Origin of the sequence: Ferrimonas kyonanensis DSM 18153 (assembly GCF_000425405.1) — a bacterium.
GTDB lineage: Bacteria > Pseudomonadota > Gammaproteobacteria > Enterobacterales > Shewanellaceae > Ferrimonas > Ferrimonas kyonanensis.
Map to the genome: position 1 here is coordinate 305,453 of NZ_AUDJ01000001.1, position 20,767 is coordinate 326,219.

Sequence of the window (20,767 nt, forward strand, 5' to 3'; positions counted from 1 at the left end):
TTTGTATTCAGCTCAGCAAGGCTGGCGGGCAGCGAAAACGGCCCCAGTGGCGGCCGCATTGCTGTGAACCCAGACAGCAATCAGTCCAGGTCTTCCCAGGTGATGCCCAGCGCTTCCATCTGCTCTTTGGCGGCAGCGGGAATGGTGTCGGGGCGATCCTTTCTCAGATCCTCATCGACCGGCAGCGGTTGACCGGTGAAGGCGTGCAGAAACGCCTCGCACAGCAGTTCGCTGTTGGTGGCGTGACGCAGGTTTCCGACCTGGCGCCGAGTACGCTCGTCGGTCAGCAATTTCAACACACCCAAGGGGATGGACACGGTGATTTTCTTCACCTGTTCACTCTTTTTCCCGTGCTCTGCGTACGGGCTGATGTATTCACCACTCCACTCTGTGCTCATTCTTAGCTGCCTTAAACGTAAGTTAACGGGGCAAATTTTAACGACTCCGGCGGTGGAGTCAACTTGTCGACATCTTAACCTATAAACGTTTAGACGTCTAAACGCCTTGACGCCCAAATTTAGATTGGTTACTTTGGACGTCCAGACATCTTGCGATCACAGAATAATCAGGAGCCACGGATGAGTACCCCAAAGCCAGCCACCATTGCCGCCCGTGAGGGCATCGACAGCGATCTGACTCATGGCGCCGTGGTGCCACCCATCTACCTGTCCAGCAACTACACCTTTGCGGACTTCAACCAGCCCCGCCAGTACGACTACACCCGCTCCGGCAACCCGACCCGGGACACCCTGGCGTCGGCGATTGCCCAGCTGGAGCAAGGTCACGATGCGGTGATCACCGCCACCGGCATGGCGGCAGTGACCCTGGCGGTCAGCCTGCTGAAGCCCGGCGAGCGCCTGGTGGTGCCCCACGACTGTTATGGCGGCAGCTACCGTCTGTTTACTAACCTGGCGGCCAAAGGTGCCTTCGAGTTGTCGGTGGTCGATCAAGGCGACGAAGCCGCCCTGGCGCAGGCATTGGCGTTGAATCCGAAAATGGTGTGGCTGGAAACTCCAAGCAACCCGTTGCTGCGGGTGGTGGATGTGGAGACCGTGTCTCGGCAGGCCAAGGCCGTCGGTGCCCTGGTGGTGGCCGACAACACCTTCCTGTCGCCGGTGCTGCAGCAGCCGTTGACTCTGGGGGCCGACATTGTCATTCACTCCACCACCAAGTACATCAACGGCCACTCCGATGTGGTGGGCGGCGCGGTGGTGGCCAAAGACCCGGAGTTGGCAGAGTCACTGGCCTGGTGGGGCAACTGCCTGGGGATCACCGGTGCGCCGTTCGACAGTTTCCTGACCCTGCGTGGCCTTCGAACCCTGCCATTGCGGATGAAGCAGCACCAGGCCAACGCCGAAGCGGTGGTGGCGCTGTTGCAGGCGCACCCGGCGGTGGCCCGAGTGCACTATCCCGGGTTGGAAAGCCACCCCGGTCATGAGTTGGCCCGGCGTCAGCAATCCGGCTTCGGCGCCATGCTCAGTTTTGAGCTTAAGGGGGGCGAAACCGAAGTGCGCGCCTTCCTCAGTCGCTTGCAGCTGTTCTCGCTGGCGGAAAGCCTGGGCGGGGTCGAGAGCCTGGTGGCACACCCTGCCACCATGACCCATGCGGCCATGGATCCCGAGGCCCGTGTGGCTGCCGGCATCGAGGAGACTCTGATTCGTTTGTCGGTCGGCATTGAAGACAGCGAGGATTTGGTGGCGGATCTGAGTCAGGCACTGGGATAAGGAGCAGCAGAGTGAGCGGTAAGCAGCTTCATAAATTCGGGGGATCCAGCCTGGCCGATGCCGAGTGCTATCGGCGAGTGGCCCACGTCATTCAAACCCAGGGCCAGTGTGGCGATCTGGTGGTGGTGTCGGCGGCGGGTAAGACCACTAACGCGCTGTTGAAACTGGTGGCTCTGGCCAGCAGTGATCTGGCCTGGCAGCCGGAGCTGGAGGCGGTGATCGGCTTCCAGCAGCAACTGGTGCAGGCCCTGCTCGGTGAGCAGGGCGCCGGCCTGGCTGCGGCCTTGGACGTGGATCAGCGGCAGTTGCAGCAGCTGCTGCAATGTCAGGGCGTCGACGGTGCCGAGGTTCAGGCTTTTGGTGAGTTGTGGTCGGCGCGGTTGCTGGCGGCGTTGTTGTGTCAGCAGGGGGCACCCGCCACGGCACTGGATGCCCGTGATTTTCTGATTCTGCACACCGGGGTACAGCCACAGCCGGATTGGGCGGGGTCGGCACAGCGGTTGCATCGCTGTCTGGCCGAGCGCCCCAATCAGCGGCTGGTGATTACCGGCTATTACGGCAGTGATGGCGGCGGCCGCACCCGGCTGTTGGGGCGCAACGGTTCCGATTACAGCGCCACTTTGATTGCCGCGCTGGCGGAGGTGGCCGAGGTGACCATCTGGACCGATGTCGCCGGCATCTATAATGCCGACCCCAACGTGCTTACCGACGCCCGATTGCAATCCAGCCTCAGTCTCGACGAGGCCGATCAACTGGCCAAGCTGGGGTCGCCGGTGTTGCACTGTCGAAGCTTGCAGCCGCTGCGGCAGGTGAACCTGACCCTCAATGTTCGATCCAGTTTTACCCCGGACGCCGACTATACCCGCATCCTGCCGTCGGGCAGCGAGCAAACCGAGCCGGTGGTCACCAGCCTGAACCAGGTGGCGCTGCATCAGTGGCAGGGAGAGGCCATCGACTTTGACCGCTTGCTGGGGTGGTTGGCTCAACAGGGGATTACGCCTCTGGCCAGTTACCCGCAGTCGTTGTCGTTGGCGCTGACGTCGGAGCAATCCCGCAGCCTGGGCGAAGCCCTGCTTACTCAGGCGGCCTCACTGGGGTTGAGTCAGCCGAGCAGGGATGACAGTTATGGCCTGGTGGGGGTCGTGAGCCAACATCCGGCGCGGTTGGCGGGGGCGTTTTCCCGCCTGTTGGGGCGACGCGCATTGCCGTGTTTCCGCCATCCTCAGGCGCTGGTCAGCCTGGTGCCACAATCACAAGTCAACGCCTTGGTGGCCTCGGTGCACCGCCGCTGCGCCGGGCCACGTAAGCGCATCGGTATCGTGCTGGCTGGTAAAGGCAACATCGGCAGCGCCTGGCTGGATCTGTTTGCCCGTCAGCAGTTGGGCCTGAATGACGAACTGGAAGCGGAATTGAGGCTGGTGGGGATCGTCGGTTCCGAACACTACCTGATTGACGAGAATGGCCTGTGTCCACGGCAATGGCAGCAGGCGTATGACCAGCATGCCCGGCCGTTCAACAAGCTGGAGTGGTTGTCGCAGGCCGCCGACCTGAATCTGGATGAGGTGGTGCTGTTGGACATTACCGCCAGTGCCTCCCTGGGGCTGAATTACCCGGCCATTGTCGAGGCCGGCCTGCACGTGGTCAGTGCTAACAAACAGGCGGGCAGTGGTCCGAATGCCTTCTATCAGGAGTTGCAGCGACAGCTGTCTAATTGCCACCGCTACTGGCGATACAACGCTTCGGTGGGGGCCGGTCTGCCGGTGTTCTACAGCATCGACGATCTTAAGCGCAGTGGTGATGCCATCAACGGCGTCTCCGGTGTGTTTTCCGGCACCCTGAGCTGGCTGTTCGACCACTTTGACCGCCAGGATTCGTTCTCTGAGTTGGTGTTGCAGGCCAAGGCCGACGGCCTGACCGAACCGGATCCCAGGGACGATTTGTCTGGCCGGGATATGCAGCGTAAGTTGTTGATATTGGCTCGTGAATTGGGGTTAACCCTGGAGCTCGAGCAGATCGAGCTGGAATCGCTGGTACCGGCGAACCTGGTGGATGTACCGCTGAATGAATTTTTGCAGCGCATTGGCGAGCTGGATGAGGCCATGGCCTCGGCGGCGCAGCAGGCTCGGGCCGAGGGCAAGGCGCTGCGCTATGCCGCCAGCCTGGTGATCGACGCTGACCGGGTTCAGGCCCGGGTCGGTCTGGAGCGGGTCGAACCCGACCACCCCTTTGCCACTTTGCCGGCCGGGGACAATCAGTTTTTGTTTTTGAGTAAGCACTACCCCAATGGGCTAGTGATTCAGGGGCCGGGGGCCGGACGGGAAGTGACCGCCGCCGCCGTACAGTCTGACTTCGTCGCCATTTGTCGGCGTCTGTTGCACTGAGTAACGCACGTTTCAAAGGAGCAGTACCATGGGATTTCATCACGCACAGCAGTTAGAAGCCTTGAACGAGCGTCTCAGCCATCTTAAGGACATTCAGGTTTCATTCGAGTTCTTTCCACCGTCATCGGAATCCATGGAACAGACACTGTGGCAGTCCATCGAGCGGTTGCAGCCCCTCAAGCCCCGCTTCGTGTCGGTCACTTACGGCGCCAATTCCGGGGTGCGGGATCGCACTCACAAGGTGATTGAGAAGATTCACACCGAGACCGAACTGGTGGCGGCTCCGCACCTGACACTGGTGGATGCCAGCGACGAGGAGTTGCGTGTTCTGGCTCGGCAGTATTGGCAGCAGGGGGTGCGCCACATCGTCGCCTTGCGCGGCGATCTTCCGGAAGGGCAAGGTCGGCCAGACCGGTTTGCTTCCGATCTGGTGTCACTGCTGAAGCAGGAGCACGATTTCGAGATCTCGGTGGCAGCCTACCCGGAAGTGCACCCGGAAGCTCGCAATGCTCAGGCGGATCTCATCAACCTCAAGCGCAAGGTCGATGCCGGCGCCACTCGGGCGATCACTCAGTTCTTCTTCGACATCGAGGCCTACCTGAGATTTCGCGACCGCTGCGCCGCGGCCAACATCGATGTGGAGATCGTGCCCGGGATTCTGCCGGTCACCAACTACCGTCAGTTACTGAAGTTCTCTGAGTTTGCCAAGGTGCATGTGCCCAATTGGCTGCACCACATGTTTGATGGCCTGGATGAAGACCCGGCCACCCGCAAGCTGGTGGGGGCCAACGTCGCCATCGAGATGGCCAAGGTGTTGGCCAAGGAGGGGGTCAAGGAGTTTCACTTCTACACCCTCAACCGGGCCGAACTCAGCTACGCCATCTGCCACGCTCTGGGTGTGCGCCCGACCAGCTGATCGAGATTGGAGGACGGTTGAATTCTAGCGGCACGTCACGGGCGTGCCGCTGTGTTTTGAGACTGGGTCATGAACCGGCGGACGCGGTCAGCATAAGCCCAGAAGATTTTGTGACCATTCTTGTGATTTCGCTCTAAATTTTAGCAAGTTGCGTTTAGATTCACAGGTGCAACTTTGACGGCTGTCATGTTTAGGAATCGCCGCTTTTGTCAAAATACTGACACCCTACACTCAAACAAGTATCCCATGCGCAACAATCAACCCGTGACCCAGACCGAGAAGACGCTCAGCATCGATTCCATCCTGCTGTCGACCACGGATCTGGAGGGCAACATAAAATACGCGAATGAGGATTTCACTAGCATTTGTGGTTTCTCGTTTGAGGAACTGCATCGCCAGCCTCACAACATTGTCCGTCACCCGGATATGCCGCCGGTGGCGTTCGAGTCGATGTGGTCAACGGTGAAAACCGGTCAGCCGTGGATGGGGCTGGTCAAAAACCGTTGCAAGAATGGCGACTATTACTGGGTCAATGCCTACATTGCCCCGGTCTATGAAGATGGCGTGCTGCACGAGTATCAGTCGGTGCGGCGCAAACCCACCGAGGCTCAGGTTAAGTCGGCCGATCGCATCTACAAGGCGGTCAATGCCGGTAAGACCCCCAGGGAGCTGAAGCCAGACTGGCTCGGTTTTGGCGGTCGACTGATGGCGTGGACCCTGCTGACGGTGCTGCTGACGGCGTACGGTGCCAGCTTTTCGCCGCTGCTGGCGGGTGTGGTTGGGGCCGTGGTGGCCTCGCTGGGGATCTACAGTATGATGGCGCCGTTTCGGACGCTGGTGGATACCGCCACCAACATCATTGACGACCCCATTGCCTCGGCGGTGTACACCAATCGCCAGGATGAAATCGGTAAAATCGATCTGGCGATGCACTTCCTGGTGACCGAGACTGGCGGTGTGGTGGGCAGGATGGCCGACTCCGCCGGCTCCATCAGCGTGCAGAGTACCGATCTGAATGGCACCATCAATGAGACCCGCGAGCGCGCCGACAGTCAGAGCCAGCAGACCAGCCAGGCGGCCACCGCCATGGAGGAGATGACCGCCAGCTTTGCCGAAGTGAACAACAACACCCAGACCGCCGCCGAAGAGATGGGTGCCAGCCATCAGGCTGCCGAATTGGGCCACGAGCGGTTGGTGACGGTGATCGACGCCATCAATAAGCTCAGTGATGAGGTGGGCCATTTCTCTGAGGTGGTGGAATCCATTGAACAGGACAGTCGCGACATCAGTGGCGTGCTGGAGGTGATTCGTGGCATTGCCGAACAGACTAATTTGCTGGCGCTGAATGCGGCCATCGAAGCCGCCCGGGCCGGTGAGTCTGGCCGAGGCTTTGCGGTGGTGGCCGACGAAGTGCGGCAGTTGTCCAGTCGCACCAGCGAATCGACGGCGCAGATCGAAGAGATCGTGAATAAGTTCCAGGACAGCACTCGCCGGGCCACCGAGGCGATGCAGGCCGGTCAAAGCCAGGCGTCGCGTTCGGTTAACCTGGCGGAAGAGGCCGATGCGGCGTTTGAGTCGTTGCGGGCCTCCATCAACCGCATCAGTGGCATGGCGGAGGAGAACGCCTCGGCCATGAGTCAGCAGACCACGGTAGCGGCGGAGATCAGTGAAGCGATTCAGGTGATCAGTGAGCTGGCTCAGGAAAGCCTGCAGCAGACCGAACTGGCCAAGGATCGCGGCGATCAGATGAACCGCCTTTCCTACAAGACCCATAACCTGTCGCAGCAATTCTGGCAGCAAAGCGTACAGCGGGACTATTAACGCGTCGGCGTCAGGCCGATGTGAGCGGGTTCCCGCAGGTTGTGTCACTAACCTGCGGGATTTTATGTATTTATGTGTTTAACGCCATGAAAGGGTGGAAGTTTGTCCTTTTCTGAGATTGTTATTCGTTAACACATGAATAACTTGATGTGGGTCATATTCCCCACCTGAACGGTTTGCCAGAATGGCGCCTTATCCCAAAAAACATCATAACTATGCGTGATAATCAACCGGTTACCCAGAAAGAGAAGCCCCTAAGCCGCGACTGCATTTTGCTGTCGACCACGGATCTGAATGGCAACATCAAGTACGCCAACGAGACGTTTATCGAGGTGGGGGAGTACTCGTTTGAAGAGTTGCACCGTCAGCCTCACAACATCATGCGCCACCCGGACATGCCTGGAGTGGCGTTTAAGTCGTTGTGGGATCGCGTAAAGTCAGGACAGCCCTGGATGGGGATGGTGAAAAACCGCTGCAAAAGCGGCGATCACTATTGGGTCAATGCCTATGTGGCACCGGTGTATGAGGACGGCAAGCTGCACGAATTGCAATCGGTGCGCCGCAAGCCCACGGCCGAGCAGGTCGCGTCGGCCGACCGCATCTACAGGGCGGTCAACGCCGGTAAAACGCCGAAAGAGATGCGCAAAGATTGGCTCGGCTTCGGCGGCAAGATGATGCTGTGGGCCTCGGCCGTGACTGCCGGTACCGCGGCCGGCGCGGCCTACTCGCCGCTGATGGCCGGGGTGGTGGGCGCGGTGCTGGGCGTGGCCGGCATCTATGTGATTCTGTCGCCACTGCGCAAACTGGTGGATACCGCCACCAGCATCATCGACGATCCCATCGCCGGGGCGGTGTACACCGGGCGTCAGGATGAGATCGGTAAGTTGGATCTTGCCATGCACTACCTGGTAACCGAAACCGGCGGCGTGGTGGGTAGAATGGCGGACTCGGCCGGTTCTATTAGCGGCCAGAGCAGCAACCTTAACGTCACCATCAATGAAACCCGCGAGCGGGCCGACAGTCAGAGCCAGCAGACCAGCCAGGCGGCCACCGCCATGGAGGAGATGACCGCCAGCTTCGCCGAAGTGAACAACAACACTCAGAAGGCCGCCGAAGAGATGGGCGCCAGCCATCAAGCCGCCGAACTGGGTCATGAACGCTTGATGACGGTGATCGACGCCATCAACAAGCTCAGCATCGAAGTGGGCCACTTCTCCGAGGTGGTGGAATCCATCGAGCAGGACAGCCGTGACATTAACGGCGTACTGGAAGTGATTCGTGGCATCGCCGAGCAGACTAACTTGCTGGCGTTGAACGCCGCCATTGAAGCGGCCCGGGCCGGCGAATCCGGCCGTGGCTTTGCGGTGGTGGCGGATGAGGTACGGCAACTGTCTAGCCGCACCAGTGAGTCGACGGCCCAGATTGAAACCATCGTCTCCAAGTTCCAGGACAGCACCCGTCGGGCCACCGCTGCCATGGAAGCGGGCCAGACCCAGGCATCGCGATCGGTCAACCTGGCCGAGGAAGCCGATGCGGCGTTTGAGTCGCTGCGGGCCTCCATCAATCGCATCAGCAGCATGTCAGAGCAAAACGCCACGGCCATGAGCCAGCAGACCACGGTGGCCAGTGAGATCAGCCAGGCGATTCAGGTGATCAGCGAGCTGTCCACCGACAGCCTGGAGCAGACCGAGCAGGCCAAAGATCGCTGCGAACAGATGAGCCGTCTGTCCAGCAAGACTCACCACTTGTCACAGCAGTTCTGGAAGCAGAGCGTTCAGCGCGAATACTGATTCGAGTCGGTTTCTGTTGCGACCCAGCGCCCCGATGACATCGGGGCGTTGTTGTTTCTGCCCTAAAACAACCACTGGGCGGTCAGTTGACCGTAACCGGCGTCGCCCTGATCGGCGTGCTGCCACGGGTTGCTGCTGTCCATGACTCGATATTGACCGGCCTCAACACCGACCACCAACTCCCGGGTCAGATTGCTGAACAGGTTGATGCCCCAGTGAGCCCGGTCGCTGCGGGCCACTTCGGTTCGAGTGCGGCCGTAAAAGACGGTGGAGCGCAGGCTGTCGCCCCAGAAGTGACGATAGGCCACCATGGCGGCGGTGGTGGTTTCCAGCTCCCCGTAGCTGATGTCGGTGGCGGCGCCGGTGCCCACATAACGGCCCAGGTTGCCATAGTGCAGTTGCAGGCGAAGATCGTCCTGCCCCGGCAGTCGCAGCCGTGCGGCCAGCGAGGCGCCCAAGGCCACCTCGGCCAGACCGTCGGGGTCCAGATAGCGGGCCAAAGCCGACAGTGACAGGTTGCCCCAGTCGCCATGGCTGTCCCGGCGAACAATCAGGTCCGGCACGCGGTCGTTGTCGGTGCTGATCCATTGAGGTTCCTTGTCGGGCGTGGTGGCCTGGGTGCCCCAGGTATGGGGGTTTTCCAGGGCCAGTTGCCAGGCACCGCTTTGATAGCGAATCAGCCCTTGCCTGATCATGGCCTCGCCCACCAGTGGGCCACCGAGGTTAGTGGTTTCCGGAAAGGTGCTGGTGTTGACCAGGGTCGACCAGGTTTGGCCGGCGGTGAATCCGGCGTAGCTGAAGTAGGCGTGGCGTAACCTCGGACTGTAGGAGTTGGAAATTACGCTGTTGCCCTGGCTGGAGCCGACAAAATCGATCTCGGCAAAGCCGTGAACGCCTTCCCGGCTCAGGCCGAGGTTAAAGCGGCTCTCCTGGGCACTGAACTGCATCCGCTGGGCAGGTTTGGAGACCGCGCCGCTGCCGGTCCAGCCCTGAGTGAAGGGCACGGTGCCGTCGATGTAGCGCATCCCAGCCTTGATGAAGCCTCCGGCCTTGAGCGTCAGCTCGTCGGCCCGTGTCGGCACCGCAGTGGTGCAGGCCAGCAGAGTGAAAATCGTAACAACTAAGGCGGGGGTGGATCGCTGGCTCAGGGTCGGGCGCATGGGGGCTCTCTTCGGTAAGTGGCGCGCCAACCTTAGAGGCCAATTCGCCGTCAGCCGGTGAAGCCAGTCACGTTTTCGAAGGCCGGGAAAAGTTGTTCGTGAACCCTCTGGTGAATGTTTTTTTCCGCTGCGGTAAGGTGCCGATAATGAGCGATAAGGCAAGCCCTGTGGCAGTTATTTCCCCATTGCAATCTTGAAGATCAGACAGGAAGGAGCGGCAACATGAAGTGCCCGTCAGAGGCGTCACACCGGCAGCGTTGTAACGCCATTTTGGACGCCGCCGAGGCGCTGGTGGTGGCCGATGGCATCATCTCGTTCAACTTCTCTCAACTGGCTAAGGAGGTCGGTTGCTCCACCGGCACCCTGTATCGTTTCTTTGAACGTAAGGAAGACGCGCTGGTGTGCTTGTTTCTGCGCAATGCCACCAGCAACCACCTGCAGGGATTTGTGACCCAACACCCCGATTTGACGGCAATGGAAAAGGTGCTGCTGCCGGTGCTGTTTACCTTTGAGATGGTGCAGCGTAACCCCAGTTTCAACGCCCTGCGGTCGGTGTCGGTTAACGCCCACATCTGGAAGCTGGCCAGTGCCGACAAAGTGGCTCGGCTGCGGCAACGGGTGGACCATTTTTGGAACTGGTTTCATCAGTCGGTGGCGCAGGCGCAAGCCAGCGGCGAGCTGCAGGCCAGTCCCGACCAGGCCAGGTTGTTGGCTCAGGGGATGGTGTTTTTTCTGACTGGTGCCCTGACTCAGTTTGAAAGTCAGCTGGTGAGTGGCCGCTATCTGGGAGAGCGCAATGACACCTGCTTTGAGCATCTGTATCAGCTGATGAATCAGTATCGCTGGCACACGCCTTTTACCGAGGCGGTGTATCGGTCGCTGGCGCAGCAGGTGGCGGCCTACCTGCAGCAGCATTACCGCCGTCACCGCGACTGTGGTCATTGTCAGCAACTGGGATAAAGTCAGGTACGGCCTTGTCCATGTATGAGAGTAAGCACCAATACAGGAAGAACTGGAATGATAAAACGAGCTAACTCGGCGCTGGTGGTTGTGGCGTTGCTGGCGCTGTTGTCTGGCTGCGCCTCCATGTCGGTACAGCAGTGCCAGCAAGCCAACTGGGCTCGCATCGGCCTGACCGATGGCCAGAGTGGCGTTAGGGTGACCCGGGTGGATGACTATGTGAAAGACTGCGCGGAAGCCGGAGTTCAGGTCGCGGTGGCGGACTGGACCGAGGCCTATGAGCTGGGGTTGCTAAGTTATTGTCTGCCTGAGAATGGATTTTTGCAGGGTCGGCAAGGGCACGATTACCATAATGTTTGCCATAACGATCAATTTGTAGAGCGCTACAATCAGGGGCGGGCCCTGTACCTGAAAGAGAAGCGAATCGCCGAGATAGATACTCAACTGCAGCAGCTCGATAATCAGATTGCCGGATTGGGCGTCAGTGACGATGACAAAGAGAACCGCAAACAGCTTTGGGCCCAACGGCGGCAACTGTTGGAGGAGCGCGATCGCCTGCTCCACTCCGGCGTTACCTTCAGCATCAGTTTCTAGCCGCCACTGGGCGAAGTACCGTTATTTTTGCTGCCGGAACGCCTTGGGGGTAACTCCGATCAGGCGCCGAAAGAACTTAATGAAATTGGTGGTTTCCGAAAACCCCAGCTGATGGCCCACCTCTGCCACCGACGCGGTGCTGTGGGCCAGCAATCGCTGTGCTTCCAACGCCGTTCGCCGGTCGATCACCTGCTTGGCCGATCGCCCCTCTGCCGCCAGACAGGCACGGCTCAATGTACTTTCTGAATAGCCCAGACTCTGAGCGTAATACTGCACCTGACGCTGCTGCAAAAACTGGCGCTCCAGTGCCTGTCGAAACAGTCGGTAGGTGAGGCTGTGACGCTCTGGCTCATGATCCAGTTGTTGTTGGCGCCGCTGCAGTCGGGCCACCCTCAACAGTAGGCTCATCAGTTCATGGCGGATCAGCGCCGCGTCCAGTTCGTCGCCGTCGAACTGTTCAAAGTCGTGCCGCAGCCGGGTAAATTCAGCCCCAAGCTGAGCGGCGTCATCAGGTGACAGCGACAGCAGCGTGTGCCATTCATCGAAGCGCAGCAGGCTCAGTTGCTGCGGCAACTGCTGGCCACTGTGGTAGGGCAGGGCGTCGGGGGCGATCAGCACGATGTCGGCGTCGTAGTGGTGGTGGGTGAGCCACTGTTGAACCTGGCCGGGGCGAACGCAGACCAGGGTGCCGGGTGCCATCGGCCAATCCTCAAAATCGATGCGGTGACGACCCTGGCCGGCGGTGACCAGGATCAGCATATAGAGGTGAACCCGTTCCGGCTTTACCATGAAGTCGGCGGACACCTTGCGCTTTAACTCCGACAGCGTCATCGGTTCCAGCCCCAACCCCCTGAGCCTGGGGTTGTTAAAATTGATGTTCCGCAGGGGAAGGGCGTTGTCTTTGGATGATGGCATCGGCTGCCCTTGCTTGATTTTGACCATTGTTTGAGTCAAATGTACCTATTGGGTCGGCTTCAATAAAGGAATAATCCCCTTATTGAGATTTCGCAGTCAGTAATGAGAAAGGATTTTGACCATGAAAAGCTGGACCAAGACCGCAATAACAAGCACGGTAGTAGCGTTGTCCCTGGCCACCACGGCGTGCAGTAATACCTCTCATCAGCAGCCTGAGCCTCTGAGCAACAAGGACAAGGTGACGGCGCTGCTGAAGAGCATCGAAACCGGCGATGCCGAGCCGGTAAGCTACATCAACCCCAATAAGTACATTCAGCATAATCTCGGGGTGGCCGACGGCCTGGCGGGCTTTGGCGCCGCATTGCAGGCCCTGCCGGAGGGATCGGCCCGCGTGGATACGGTGCGGGTGTTTCAGGATGGGGACTTTGTGTTTGCCCACACCGATTACAACTTTTTTGGCCCGAAAATCGGCTTCGACATCTTCCGCTTTGAGCAGGGGCTGATCGTGGAGCACTGGGACAACCTGCAGCAGACGCCGGACGGTGCCAACCCCAGTGGCCGTACCATGATCGACGGGCCGGTTCAGGCCGAGGACCTGGACAGCACCGAGGCCAACAAGGTGTTGGTGAAAGGCTTTGTGGACGATGTACTGGTCAGCGGCAAGATGGACACCATTACTCAGTACATCGAACCGAACTACTACCTGCAGCATAACCCGGGCATCGCCGACGGCCTGGATGGGTTGGGCTCGGCGCTGGCGGCCATGGCGGAGCAGGGGATCACCATGGAGTATCAGCAGGTGCATCGAGTGCTGGGAGAAGGCAATTTCGTGTTAACCGTCAGCGAAGGAACCCTAGGGGGCCAGCACACCTCGTTCTACGATCTGTTCCGAGTCGAGAATGGCAAGATTGTCGAGCACTGGGATACCATCGAAGCCATTCCGCCGCAAAGCGAGTGGAAGAACGGTAACGGCAAGTTCTGAGCAGTAAACCGGGACATCATCATCACCCGGAAAGCAAACGCCCGGCCTAATGGCCGGGCGTTTTTTGTGGTGAGGCTAATCCAGCGGCAACTGATGGCGGCGACAAAACTCACGCCAATCCTCCGAGTAGTGAGGGTTGGTAACCACTAACTCCGGTGCATCCTGCGATAGCTTTAACTCCACCTCGTGGGCGAACAGCAGATGATGGCGGGCGCCCAGGCGAGCCCGGTCGGCATCGGTAACCGCATCGGCCAGTCGCTTCAGGTAGAAGTCGCCGCCGTTGGCGTAAATCTTGTCACCCACGATGGCGTGGCCCAGATGAGCCAGGTGGGCACGAATCTGATGTTTGCGACCGGTCACTAACTGACACTCTACCAGCGCATGGCCCTGGCCCCGGGCCAACACTCGAAACCGAGTGTGGCTGGCCTTACCCTTTTCATGGTCCGCGACCACGTGCATCTGGCAGCGAATGGGACTGTCGGCCAAGGTATTCAGCTTGCACTTCATCTCATGACTGTGCCACTGCGGATTGCCCTCAACCACCGCGTGATAGACCTTACGCTGCATCAACTCAGCCAATTTGGGCTGCCAGTGACTGGCGGCGCGCTGATCTTTGCCCATCAGCACGATGCCGCCGGTATCCAGATCGAGCCGGTGCAACAGGTGCGCCTGTTTCCAGGGGCTCTGTCGCCGCACCAGTTGCACCAGGGTGTTGTGAATATTGCGGGTGGTGCGACTGACCGGCAGGCTCGGAGGCTTGTGCACCGCGATGAGATCGGCCCCTTCCCACAGCAGTTGCCACTGCGTATCGACCTCTGGCTCGGCGTAGTTGGCGATGCGGTAGTCCAGCACCTGGCCGGCCACCAGCTCCGGATTGCCCTCGGCGAGCTGGCCATCTATCTGCACCGAGCTGCTGACTTCAAACGCCTGCCATACGGCGGTATCCAGATAGGGAAACAGTGAACGCAGAAAGTCGTACAACGGCTTGCCGGCGTCTTTGGGGGCAACGATGTCGGTGAAGGTGGCGGTCATGGGGTCTCCGTGGTTTCGGGCAGTGTAGCCTATTTGGCCATGGCCCAACACCAGCTGGAGGGACGGGAGGGGCGCTCCGGGATTGGTGAGTAAGCTGCCGGCGTCACAGCGATCTTATCACGATGACATTTATCTCGTTTCATGCTGCGAATTCTGCAATGCGGTGTTTCGGGGATCGAAATGAACTGGTTTGCCGATGTGCGTTACTCTAACGGCTATTAAATACCCAGCAGTTAGAGATGTTGATTCAGGGGTAATGTGCCTGCTTAAAAGCGGCAATACCAATACCCATCTTGGAAGAGGTGTGAACAAAATGAACTGGATTGTACTGAAATCGGTGAATTTTCAGTTTGAAACTGCAGTTATTGGTACTTCTGTGGGGTTTCAAGATATTTGTCGCCATCAGTTCTTTGACTATCACGTATCTGATGAGTCGCTAAAAAGTTTGGCAAGCATGTTTGTGGTCTCCAAATTTGATAGCAAACACATAAAACATATCGAACTGCTTTGGCGTGACCGACGGCACTCTAATTTCCAGTGTTTTGACCTCATTGATGATGGTGAGTACGTCGGTGCCATCATTGTCTGCAGTGCAAGTGATCCTGCAGTTCATGTTTTGGGGAATGGCAATAAGTTGAGCCAGCATTTGAGTCTGTCGAGCTTTAGAAAGATAAGAAGTAACAACAAGACCCGGATTATTGTTAATTTGACTGCCCTTGGATTGAGCACGGGTGAAATATCCCACCTGATGAATCTCACCAGTCGAGGTGTTGATTATCACCTGGAAAAAGCGAAACAAAGGCTTGGTGCTACCAATAAAGCAAATTTGGTATTTAAAGCCAATCAGTACGGTTGGTTATGAACTCTACCCATATCATGGAGGAACAGAAATAACCCGATTGCCAACCTATTACCTACCCATATAAAAAATTAAGATGATGATGAATACAAATAAAATGCCTGCTGCCATAGCGTTACTGTCGCTACTGGCCCTTAGCGGTTGTGGATCCGATTCGGACTCAAGCTCTGATCCACAACGCCCGATTGCTGATACTGATAAAGTCCATGAAAGCCTAGAGGTGGCCGTTACCCCGAAATCGGAATTAGAGGGAACCATCAATGTCTACCTTGGCCACTGGTACCCGTGCTCCGACCTGCATCCAGAGATGTGTACCCAAGATGCCGATCTGAATGACTTGCCGGCCATCGGGGTTCATGGTGATGAGAACGATCCTAACTGGCTGACTTACGGCCGAGGGAATCCAAACGGAACCTACAACAAGGAACATAACCGCCTGACGGCCAGGCCTGCGGCGGGGGCTGACGACTACAGCATGAAGATCAGCGCCGCCGAGCTTAAGCGTTTTGCGGCCGAATCCGTGCGCAGCGATCTCTTCATTCCCCGCCAGTACTCCGCGCTGGATGTGGTGTTGTATGTCTCCTCCATTCGAGATGATTTCGAAGTCACCCTGGGTGAATTCAACGAGGAGATGAATACCTATGAATTTACCACGTCGTTTGATGCCAATAATGACGGCGATTACGACGATGAAGGTGATTATAAGGACAGCAAAAACTGGTACGCGAGTATGTTGTACAGCGGCGGCGATGCCAAAAAAAGCAATGGTCAGCCTACCTTAGAGCCTTTTTATGATCGTATGGATGAGCTTTGGGTCAAAGAGGGCATGCACATTCGCTTTCAGCCCGAGTCCAGCATCATGACTGCCCGGCGTCAGCAAACTTTAAAGGCCGAAGTGGCGCGTTTTCATGCCGCCGGAGATAAGGTGGTTCTGCCTGAATTGCGCGTGGACTTTGGCGATGGACGCGGTCCACAGGTTGTGGCTCAGAACGTGGAGGTGAAGCCGCACAATTTGCGCCCGGACGTATTCCAAAAAGGGGTTATTACTGTCTTGGATGTCGCGCTAACCGCTCACGACGAGTATGGGGTTAAATTTGGCGTCACTTTCTGGCCGACCATTGCCACCAACGCCGATGTGGGCTCCTACGCGGTGACCGCCATCGATGAGCAACGAGCCCACGGCTTTTACGGGTGGACCTTGTATCGCGGTGAAGACTTCACCAGCAATGATTTCTTCTATCACCCGAATAAGGAGTGGCCAGTTGCCAAAGACGTACAAACGGATACGGAGTTCGGACGTGTGTGTGAGTTTCTGCGTGATGATGATGGCAACTTAAACCAGGCCGCCGCGCAGGAGTGCATCGATAATTGGTTCAATCTGTTTGGCGGTAAGAATACGCACCGAATGGCCGATACGGTGCCTATGGTCATGCCGCAGCAATACGTAATGTTCGAATGGTTTGCCAACATGGAAAACGCCTGGGAAATGGCCCATCGAAACTATGGCCCGGACGGCCAGTTCCCCATTTATGACATCGAGCGAGCGGTCGCTCCTTTGGATGAAAACCACTTTGGCTGGAAGGTCGCCGACTGTGCTCAGTGCCACAGCCTGGATAACATCCACCTAAACGGTGACTCTCCGACCCTGCCGGAACAAAGCGAACCTTACTACTGCGCGTCGTGTCACGGCAGTAACGGCGCTCCTGTTGGCCATGGTGAAGAAGCGCGCTGTTTCTGGTGTCACTCTGAAGATAAGTTGATGCCAAATCACGGCGAGGCTTCTCAGAAAATGTACTTCGATGACACAGAGTGCTCGGGCGTTACCAAGCAGAAGAAGATTGATATCGGAGGCTACTACGGTCCCTGTGCCGATGCGGTTAAGACTGCCTCGCCCGATTTCCATCGAGAGGTTAAGGATTTCGCCGATAACTCAACGTTCTATCGCTTACTGCCTGCGGAGAAGCGTATTACCTATGGGAATAATGACTGGCGCACCAGCGAAAGCTTCCCAGACCCATACTCCTGTATGACATGTCACCCGAATCAGTGATGATTCGTTAACAGAGTGACTCAAATGCCAGAGCCGTTATGCTCTGGCATTTTTCATGTTGAGGTGTATTGCAGCAAGCCTTACAGGTTGGGCAGGGCGTTTAGGAAGGCTGTTAACTCATCGGTAAACACCTTCACTCGGTGGGGGCGATGCTGACGAGACGGGTAGATGGCGTACATGACGTTCTGGTTGTAGATATCATCGGAAAACAGACGCACATACTGGTTCTTTGGCAGGTTTCGAAATGCGCCATTGGGCAGGCAGGCGACACCCAGATTTTCTGATACCATTTTTGCCAGCACGTCGGGCAGATCGGAAGTGATGCGAGTTGAAGTGATAAATTCACCACTCAATCCTTGGCCGTTGTCCCACTGTTGCTTGCCTTGGCGGTAACTGGTGTCTATCTGCAGTTGCAAATAGGGGTAATTCGATAATTCGCTTGGGTGTTTCGGCACACCATATTGTTCCAATAAGCCCTTGCCGGCAAAGAAGTGTCGTTTACCCTGGAAAATGAGCTTGGCAACCAGGGAGGTGTCATTGGGTAAATTAGGGCTAATGGCGATGTCGTAGTTATGCAGAGTTTCAATGCGGCGACCGTGACTCCCTTTCACGCTAAGTTCAACATTCGGATAACGCTTCATAAAGGGTGCCAAAAATTCACCGGCTAAAATGTTGCCAAACGTGGGTGGCACCATCAGGCCAATGGGGCCACGAACTTCTTGCTTGTCGTTGACCAGGTTACGAATGTTGTCTTCTTCACTCAACAGTATTTCTACCCGCTTCAGAATGGCGGTGCCCTGACTGGTGGTGTGAAACTCTCTGCCACCGCGGTGAAACAGTTGGGTGTTCAGCTCATCTTCCAGGCTTTTAATCTTACGGCTTATGGATGAGGCGGTGATGTCGAGAATCTCAGAAGCACGAGCAATACTCTGCGTCTTGGCCACCACCATAAAGACTCTAAGTGCACCTAAATTCATTATCCAGTTACCTCGTTGAGTGTAAAAGTACTGAGATTATTCATTGTCTGAAAACGCATAACTTTGGTTATTATAGGTTTTTAGCTGATGAGTCAGTGGTGAATAAACCTGGGCTAAGCGAGCGTATCTGTAAAACACAGAAAAAGTCGCTATTGGTTTTATATTTATTGATCTAAATACCGGCCCATTGTACGACGAACTGAACATTAGTTCAGGTGTACAGATCACTGATGCCAAAACAAACCAAAGCGCGGGGCGAAAATAGCCGCTGCCGTGTTACTGGGTGGCGAGGGCCCAGAGGAATTACGGGGTTGAGTGGACAGGGAGACCGCATTGGAGTGGCTGGCGACTCATAATTCAGAGCCGTTGCACATTCGAGGTGCGGCTAACCCGTGTTGGTCGATGGAACTTGGCTGAGAGGCTGGGTATTGCGGCACATGTTTTTTAGGATCGCCAACTCGATCGTATTTACGGTACCGACCAGTGAACGCTCCCATATCGGCTTGCGAAGGAGCGTTTATTGCGTCACGACAATGCCCCGCTCTCGCTGCCTTGGTATGGGAGAGCCTACTTTCAGATTTGGGCTTCAATTCTCGCTTATGCGACCGCGAAACGCCCGTAGAGGATCAATCTTGCTGAATCAACTCAACCTTGTAGCCATCGGGATCGGTTACAAAAGCGATGTGGGTTGAGCCGCCCAGTACTGGCCCGGGTTCGCGGCTGATGTTACCGCCGGCCGCGCGAATTTTATCGCAGGCCGCGTAGATGTCTTCAACACCTAGGGCGATGTGGCCAAATGCGTTGCCGTGATCGTAATTGGACTCGCCCCAATTGTAGGTCAGTTCAATAACGGCATGACCTTGGCTTTCTTCACCGTAACCAACGAAGGCCAGGGTGTAGTGGTAGTCTTTGTTTTCAACCTGACGCAGCAGCGTCATGCCCAGTACGTTGGTGTAAAAGGCGATGGCTTTATCCAGGTCGCCCACGCGCAGCATGGTGTGAAGCAGTTGTGCCATTCGGGTTTCTCCAAGATGGTCTGGATTGGTAACAAGCCAGCATCATGGTGCTGGCTTGAGTTCAGCCGCTGAGATCGACGACTTACTCGTACTCTGAGGAGTAGGTTTCGGCGTAGGAGTGAGAATACAGCTCGAACAGGTTGCCGAACGGGTCTTCCAGATACACCATCTTCGCCGGCTTGCTGTCGTCTTCCGGGTGGTAGCGCATAATGTCCATCCGCTGCTTGCCGCCATACTGAATGGTTTTTTCAATGACACCTTCAAAGTCGGTGGTTTCCAGGCAGAAGTGGAAGATGCCGATGCGAGAGAAGTCGACCTCATGGCGCTCCTGGCGATCCTTCATTTCAAACAGTTCAACGCCGATGCCGTCAGTCGTCAGCAGGTGGGCGATGTTGAAGCCTTTAAAGCCTTCGCCGAATACCTGAGTGCACATGCGACCGATGGCGGTCTCGCGCTCCTCCAGGACTTCGCTCTTGCCCATGACCATCTTCAGGCCCAGTGCTTTGGTGTAAAACTCGATGGCCTTGTCCATGTCGGTGACCATGATGCCTACGTGACTCATTTTCATAATAGGGTGCTCCAGATTCGTTGTGGTGGTGCGTATCTTGTTTCGATGTGGAGCAGTATAGGAAGGGTCAAAGATATAGTTAAATTATCAAATGTGATTTTTATGATTACATTTTATTATATCTTGATTTGAGGAGGCTTGAGTCGAGCCCGGTTCAGCTGGTAGCAGCCTGGTGGCCTATGGACGCTAGCGGCTGCTGACTATTAGTCGCTATTCTCTCTCGTTGATACTTCACCTGGAGCGTGCCAATATCTCAGCTTACTGCGTTAGTAGGGTTACTGAATGTGCTTTTAGGGGGGATGATGTTGCGGTTTGGGCTGATACTGGTGACAATCGTCGCACAGGGCGAAGTAGGCATGGCTGTGGCTGCTGATGGTAACGGCTTGAATCAATGCCGGGATAATCTGCCTGAACTGATAGAGCGCATCAACGAGGTTCGGACCAGTGGACAACTGTGCGGGGGGCGTCGATACCCGGCAGTGGCTCCGCTGCAAGCCCATGGCTTGTTGCAACAAGCAGCCTGGGAACACGCCTCTAACATGGCTAACTACAATTTTCTCAGCCATACCGGTCTGGATGGCAGCGATGTGGGTCAACGTGTTACTGCTTTGGGGTATGAATGGCAGTTTGTCGGTGAGAACATTGCCGCCGGCCAGCCTAATGTGGATACCGCAGTCAAAGAGTGGCTGGCCAGTCCCGGCCATTGTCAAAACCTGATGTCATCGGAATACCGGGAAACCGGAGTCGCCTGTGTTGCCAACCCAGATTCGGAATACGGCTACTACTGGACTCAGGTATTTGCAGTGGGGTTCGAGTGATTATGATGGTAAATATTGCTCTGTTTGGCTTCTATAGTCACTCAGTTAATAGGTGACTCAATAACTTAAGCCATCACTCGGTGCTTAGTGAATTATACAATTCAAACATCAATAACAGTTCTTATCAATGATATGATGCTTATTGTTACCATAGAGTCTGCGTTCTACTTATCTAACCCTTGCTAGCCGCTATTTTAGCTGTGA

At 56.7% G+C, this 20,767-nt stretch carries 18 protein-coding genes; 11 read left to right on the forward strand and 7 right to left on the reverse strand.

The genetic code is table 11. From position 1 onward, the window contains the following. Nucleotides 1-80: 80 nt before the first annotated feature. Nucleotides 81-398, reverse strand: a complete 318-nt coding sequence (gene metJ, locus H598_RS0101450) for a met regulon transcriptional regulator MetJ (RefSeq protein WP_028111411.1) — start codon at nucleotides 396-398, stop codon at nucleotides 81-83. Between the two features lie 180 nt (nucleotides 399-578). Here metJ and metB point away from each other — a divergent pair, with 180 nt between their 5' ends. From metB to H598_RS0101475, 5 genes are all read left to right on the forward strand, one after another. Then, the gene (gene metB / locus H598_RS0101455; RefSeq protein ID WP_028111412.1) at nucleotides 579-1,724 is read left to right on the forward strand and encodes a cystathionine gamma-synthase; all 1,146 of its coding nucleotides are present in this window, start codon (nucleotides 579-581) and stop codon (nucleotides 1,722-1,724) included. 11 nt (nucleotides 1,725-1,735) lie between these two features. Then, complete coding sequence (gene metL / locus H598_RS0101460) at nucleotides 1,736-4,105, forward strand: bifunctional aspartate kinase/homoserine dehydrogenase II (RefSeq protein WP_028111413.1); 2,370 nt, start codon at nucleotides 1,736-1,738, stop codon at nucleotides 4,103-4,105. 28 nt (nucleotides 4,106-4,133) lie between these two features. Continuing rightward, nucleotides 4,134-5,021 (forward strand): methylenetetrahydrofolate reductase, encoded by an 888-nt coding sequence (gene metF / locus H598_RS0101465; RefSeq protein WP_028111414.1) that lies wholly within the window; start codon nucleotides 4,134-4,136, stop codon nucleotides 5,019-5,021. A 246-nt stretch (nucleotides 5,022-5,267) separates the two neighbouring features. Next, on the forward strand, nucleotides 5,268-6,842 hold the full coding sequence (locus tag H598_RS0101470) for a methyl-accepting chemotaxis protein (RefSeq protein ID WP_028111415.1): 1,575 nt from the start codon (nucleotides 5,268-5,270) through the stop codon (nucleotides 6,840-6,842). Between the two features lie 215 nt (nucleotides 6,843-7,057). Continuing rightward, nucleotides 7,058-8,632: a methyl-accepting chemotaxis protein gene (locus H598_RS0101475; RefSeq protein ID WP_028111416.1), complete on the forward strand. Its 1,575-nt coding sequence runs from the start codon at nucleotides 7,058-7,060 to the stop codon at nucleotides 8,630-8,632. A 62-nt stretch (nucleotides 8,633-8,694) separates the two neighbouring features. On the opposite strand, the gene H598_RS0101480 is transcribed toward H598_RS0101475, so the two are convergent. After that, nucleotides 8,695-9,792 carry a hypothetical protein gene (locus H598_RS0101480; protein WP_245595539.1) on the reverse strand — a complete coding sequence of 366 codons (1,098 nt, stop codon included), beginning with the start codon at nucleotides 9,790-9,792 and terminating at the stop codon, nucleotides 8,695-8,697. A 222-nt stretch (nucleotides 9,793-10,014) separates the two neighbouring features. Here H598_RS0101480 and H598_RS22990 point away from each other — a divergent pair, with 222 nt between their 5' ends. Together H598_RS22990 and H598_RS0101490 are read left to right on the forward strand one after the other, a co-directional pair. Next, complete coding sequence (locus H598_RS22990; protein ID WP_035414918.1) at nucleotides 10,015-10,752, forward strand: TetR/AcrR family transcriptional regulator; 738 nt, start codon at nucleotides 10,015-10,017, stop codon at nucleotides 10,750-10,752. Nucleotides 10,753-10,809: 57 nt separating this feature from the next. Beyond that, complete coding sequence (locus H598_RS0101490) at nucleotides 10,810-11,346, forward strand: DUF2799 domain-containing protein (protein ID WP_028111418.1); 537 nt, start codon at nucleotides 10,810-10,812, stop codon at nucleotides 11,344-11,346. A 21-nt stretch (nucleotides 11,347-11,367) separates the two neighbouring features. Here the strand turns inward: H598_RS0101490 and H598_RS0101495 are convergent, their stop codons facing one another. After that, nucleotides 11,368-12,261 (reverse strand): helix-turn-helix domain-containing protein, encoded by an 894-nt coding sequence (locus H598_RS0101495; RefSeq protein WP_169629183.1) that lies wholly within the window; start codon nucleotides 12,259-12,261, stop codon nucleotides 11,368-11,370. 121 nt (nucleotides 12,262-12,382) lie between these two features. Here H598_RS0101495 and H598_RS0101500 point away from each other — a divergent pair, with 121 nt between their 5' ends. Then, a complete protein-coding gene (locus H598_RS0101500) occupies nucleotides 12,383-13,243 on the forward strand; it encodes a nuclear transport factor 2 family protein (protein WP_084144271.1) in 861 nt (286 codons plus the stop codon). A gap of 75 nt (nucleotides 13,244-13,318) precedes the next feature. Here H598_RS0101500 and H598_RS22995 read toward each other — a convergent pair whose 3' ends face one another. Further along, a complete protein-coding gene (locus tag H598_RS22995; RefSeq protein ID WP_051252246.1) occupies nucleotides 13,319-14,275 on the reverse strand; it encodes an RluA family pseudouridine synthase in 957 nt (318 codons plus the stop codon). Nucleotides 14,276-14,588: 313 nt separating this feature from the next. On the opposite strand from H598_RS22995, the gene H598_RS0101510 reads away from it, so the two are divergent. Further along, nucleotides 14,589-15,137 carry a helix-turn-helix transcriptional regulator gene (locus tag H598_RS0101510; RefSeq protein WP_169629184.1) on the forward strand — a complete coding sequence of 183 codons (549 nt, stop codon included), beginning with the start codon at nucleotides 14,589-14,591 and terminating at the stop codon, nucleotides 15,135-15,137. Between the two features lie 73 nt (nucleotides 15,138-15,210). Then, nucleotides 15,211-17,184 (forward strand): hypothetical protein, encoded by a 1,974-nt coding sequence (locus H598_RS0101515; protein WP_156896890.1) that lies wholly within the window; start codon nucleotides 15,211-15,213, stop codon nucleotides 17,182-17,184. Between the two features lie 80 nt (nucleotides 17,185-17,264). Here the strand turns inward: H598_RS0101515 and H598_RS0101520 are convergent, their stop codons facing one another. The 3 genes from H598_RS0101520 to H598_RS0101530 all read right to left on the reverse strand — a co-directional run bounded on the left by H598_RS0101520 (nucleotide 17,265) and on the right by H598_RS0101530 (nucleotide 19,745). Continuing rightward, nucleotides 17,265-18,161: a LysR family transcriptional regulator gene (locus H598_RS0101520; RefSeq protein WP_084144272.1), complete on the reverse strand. Its 897-nt coding sequence runs from the start codon at nucleotides 18,159-18,161 to the stop codon at nucleotides 17,265-17,267. Nucleotides 18,162-18,787: 626 nt separating this feature from the next. Next, entirely contained in the window at nucleotides 18,788-19,177 is a 390-nt protein-coding gene (gene gloA / locus H598_RS0101525) for a lactoylglutathione lyase (protein WP_028111424.1), read from the reverse strand. 82 nt (nucleotides 19,178-19,259) lie between these two features. Next, nucleotides 19,260-19,745, reverse strand: a complete 486-nt coding sequence (locus H598_RS0101530) for a VOC family protein (RefSeq protein ID WP_028111425.1) — start codon at nucleotides 19,743-19,745, stop codon at nucleotides 19,260-19,262. Nucleotides 19,746-20,101: 356 nt separating this feature from the next. Between H598_RS0101530 and H598_RS0101535 the strand changes: the two genes are divergently transcribed. Further along, entirely contained in the window at nucleotides 20,102-20,563 is a 462-nt protein-coding gene (locus H598_RS0101535; RefSeq protein WP_211227262.1) for a CAP domain-containing protein, read from the forward strand. Nucleotides 20,564-20,767: the final 204 nt, after the last annotated feature.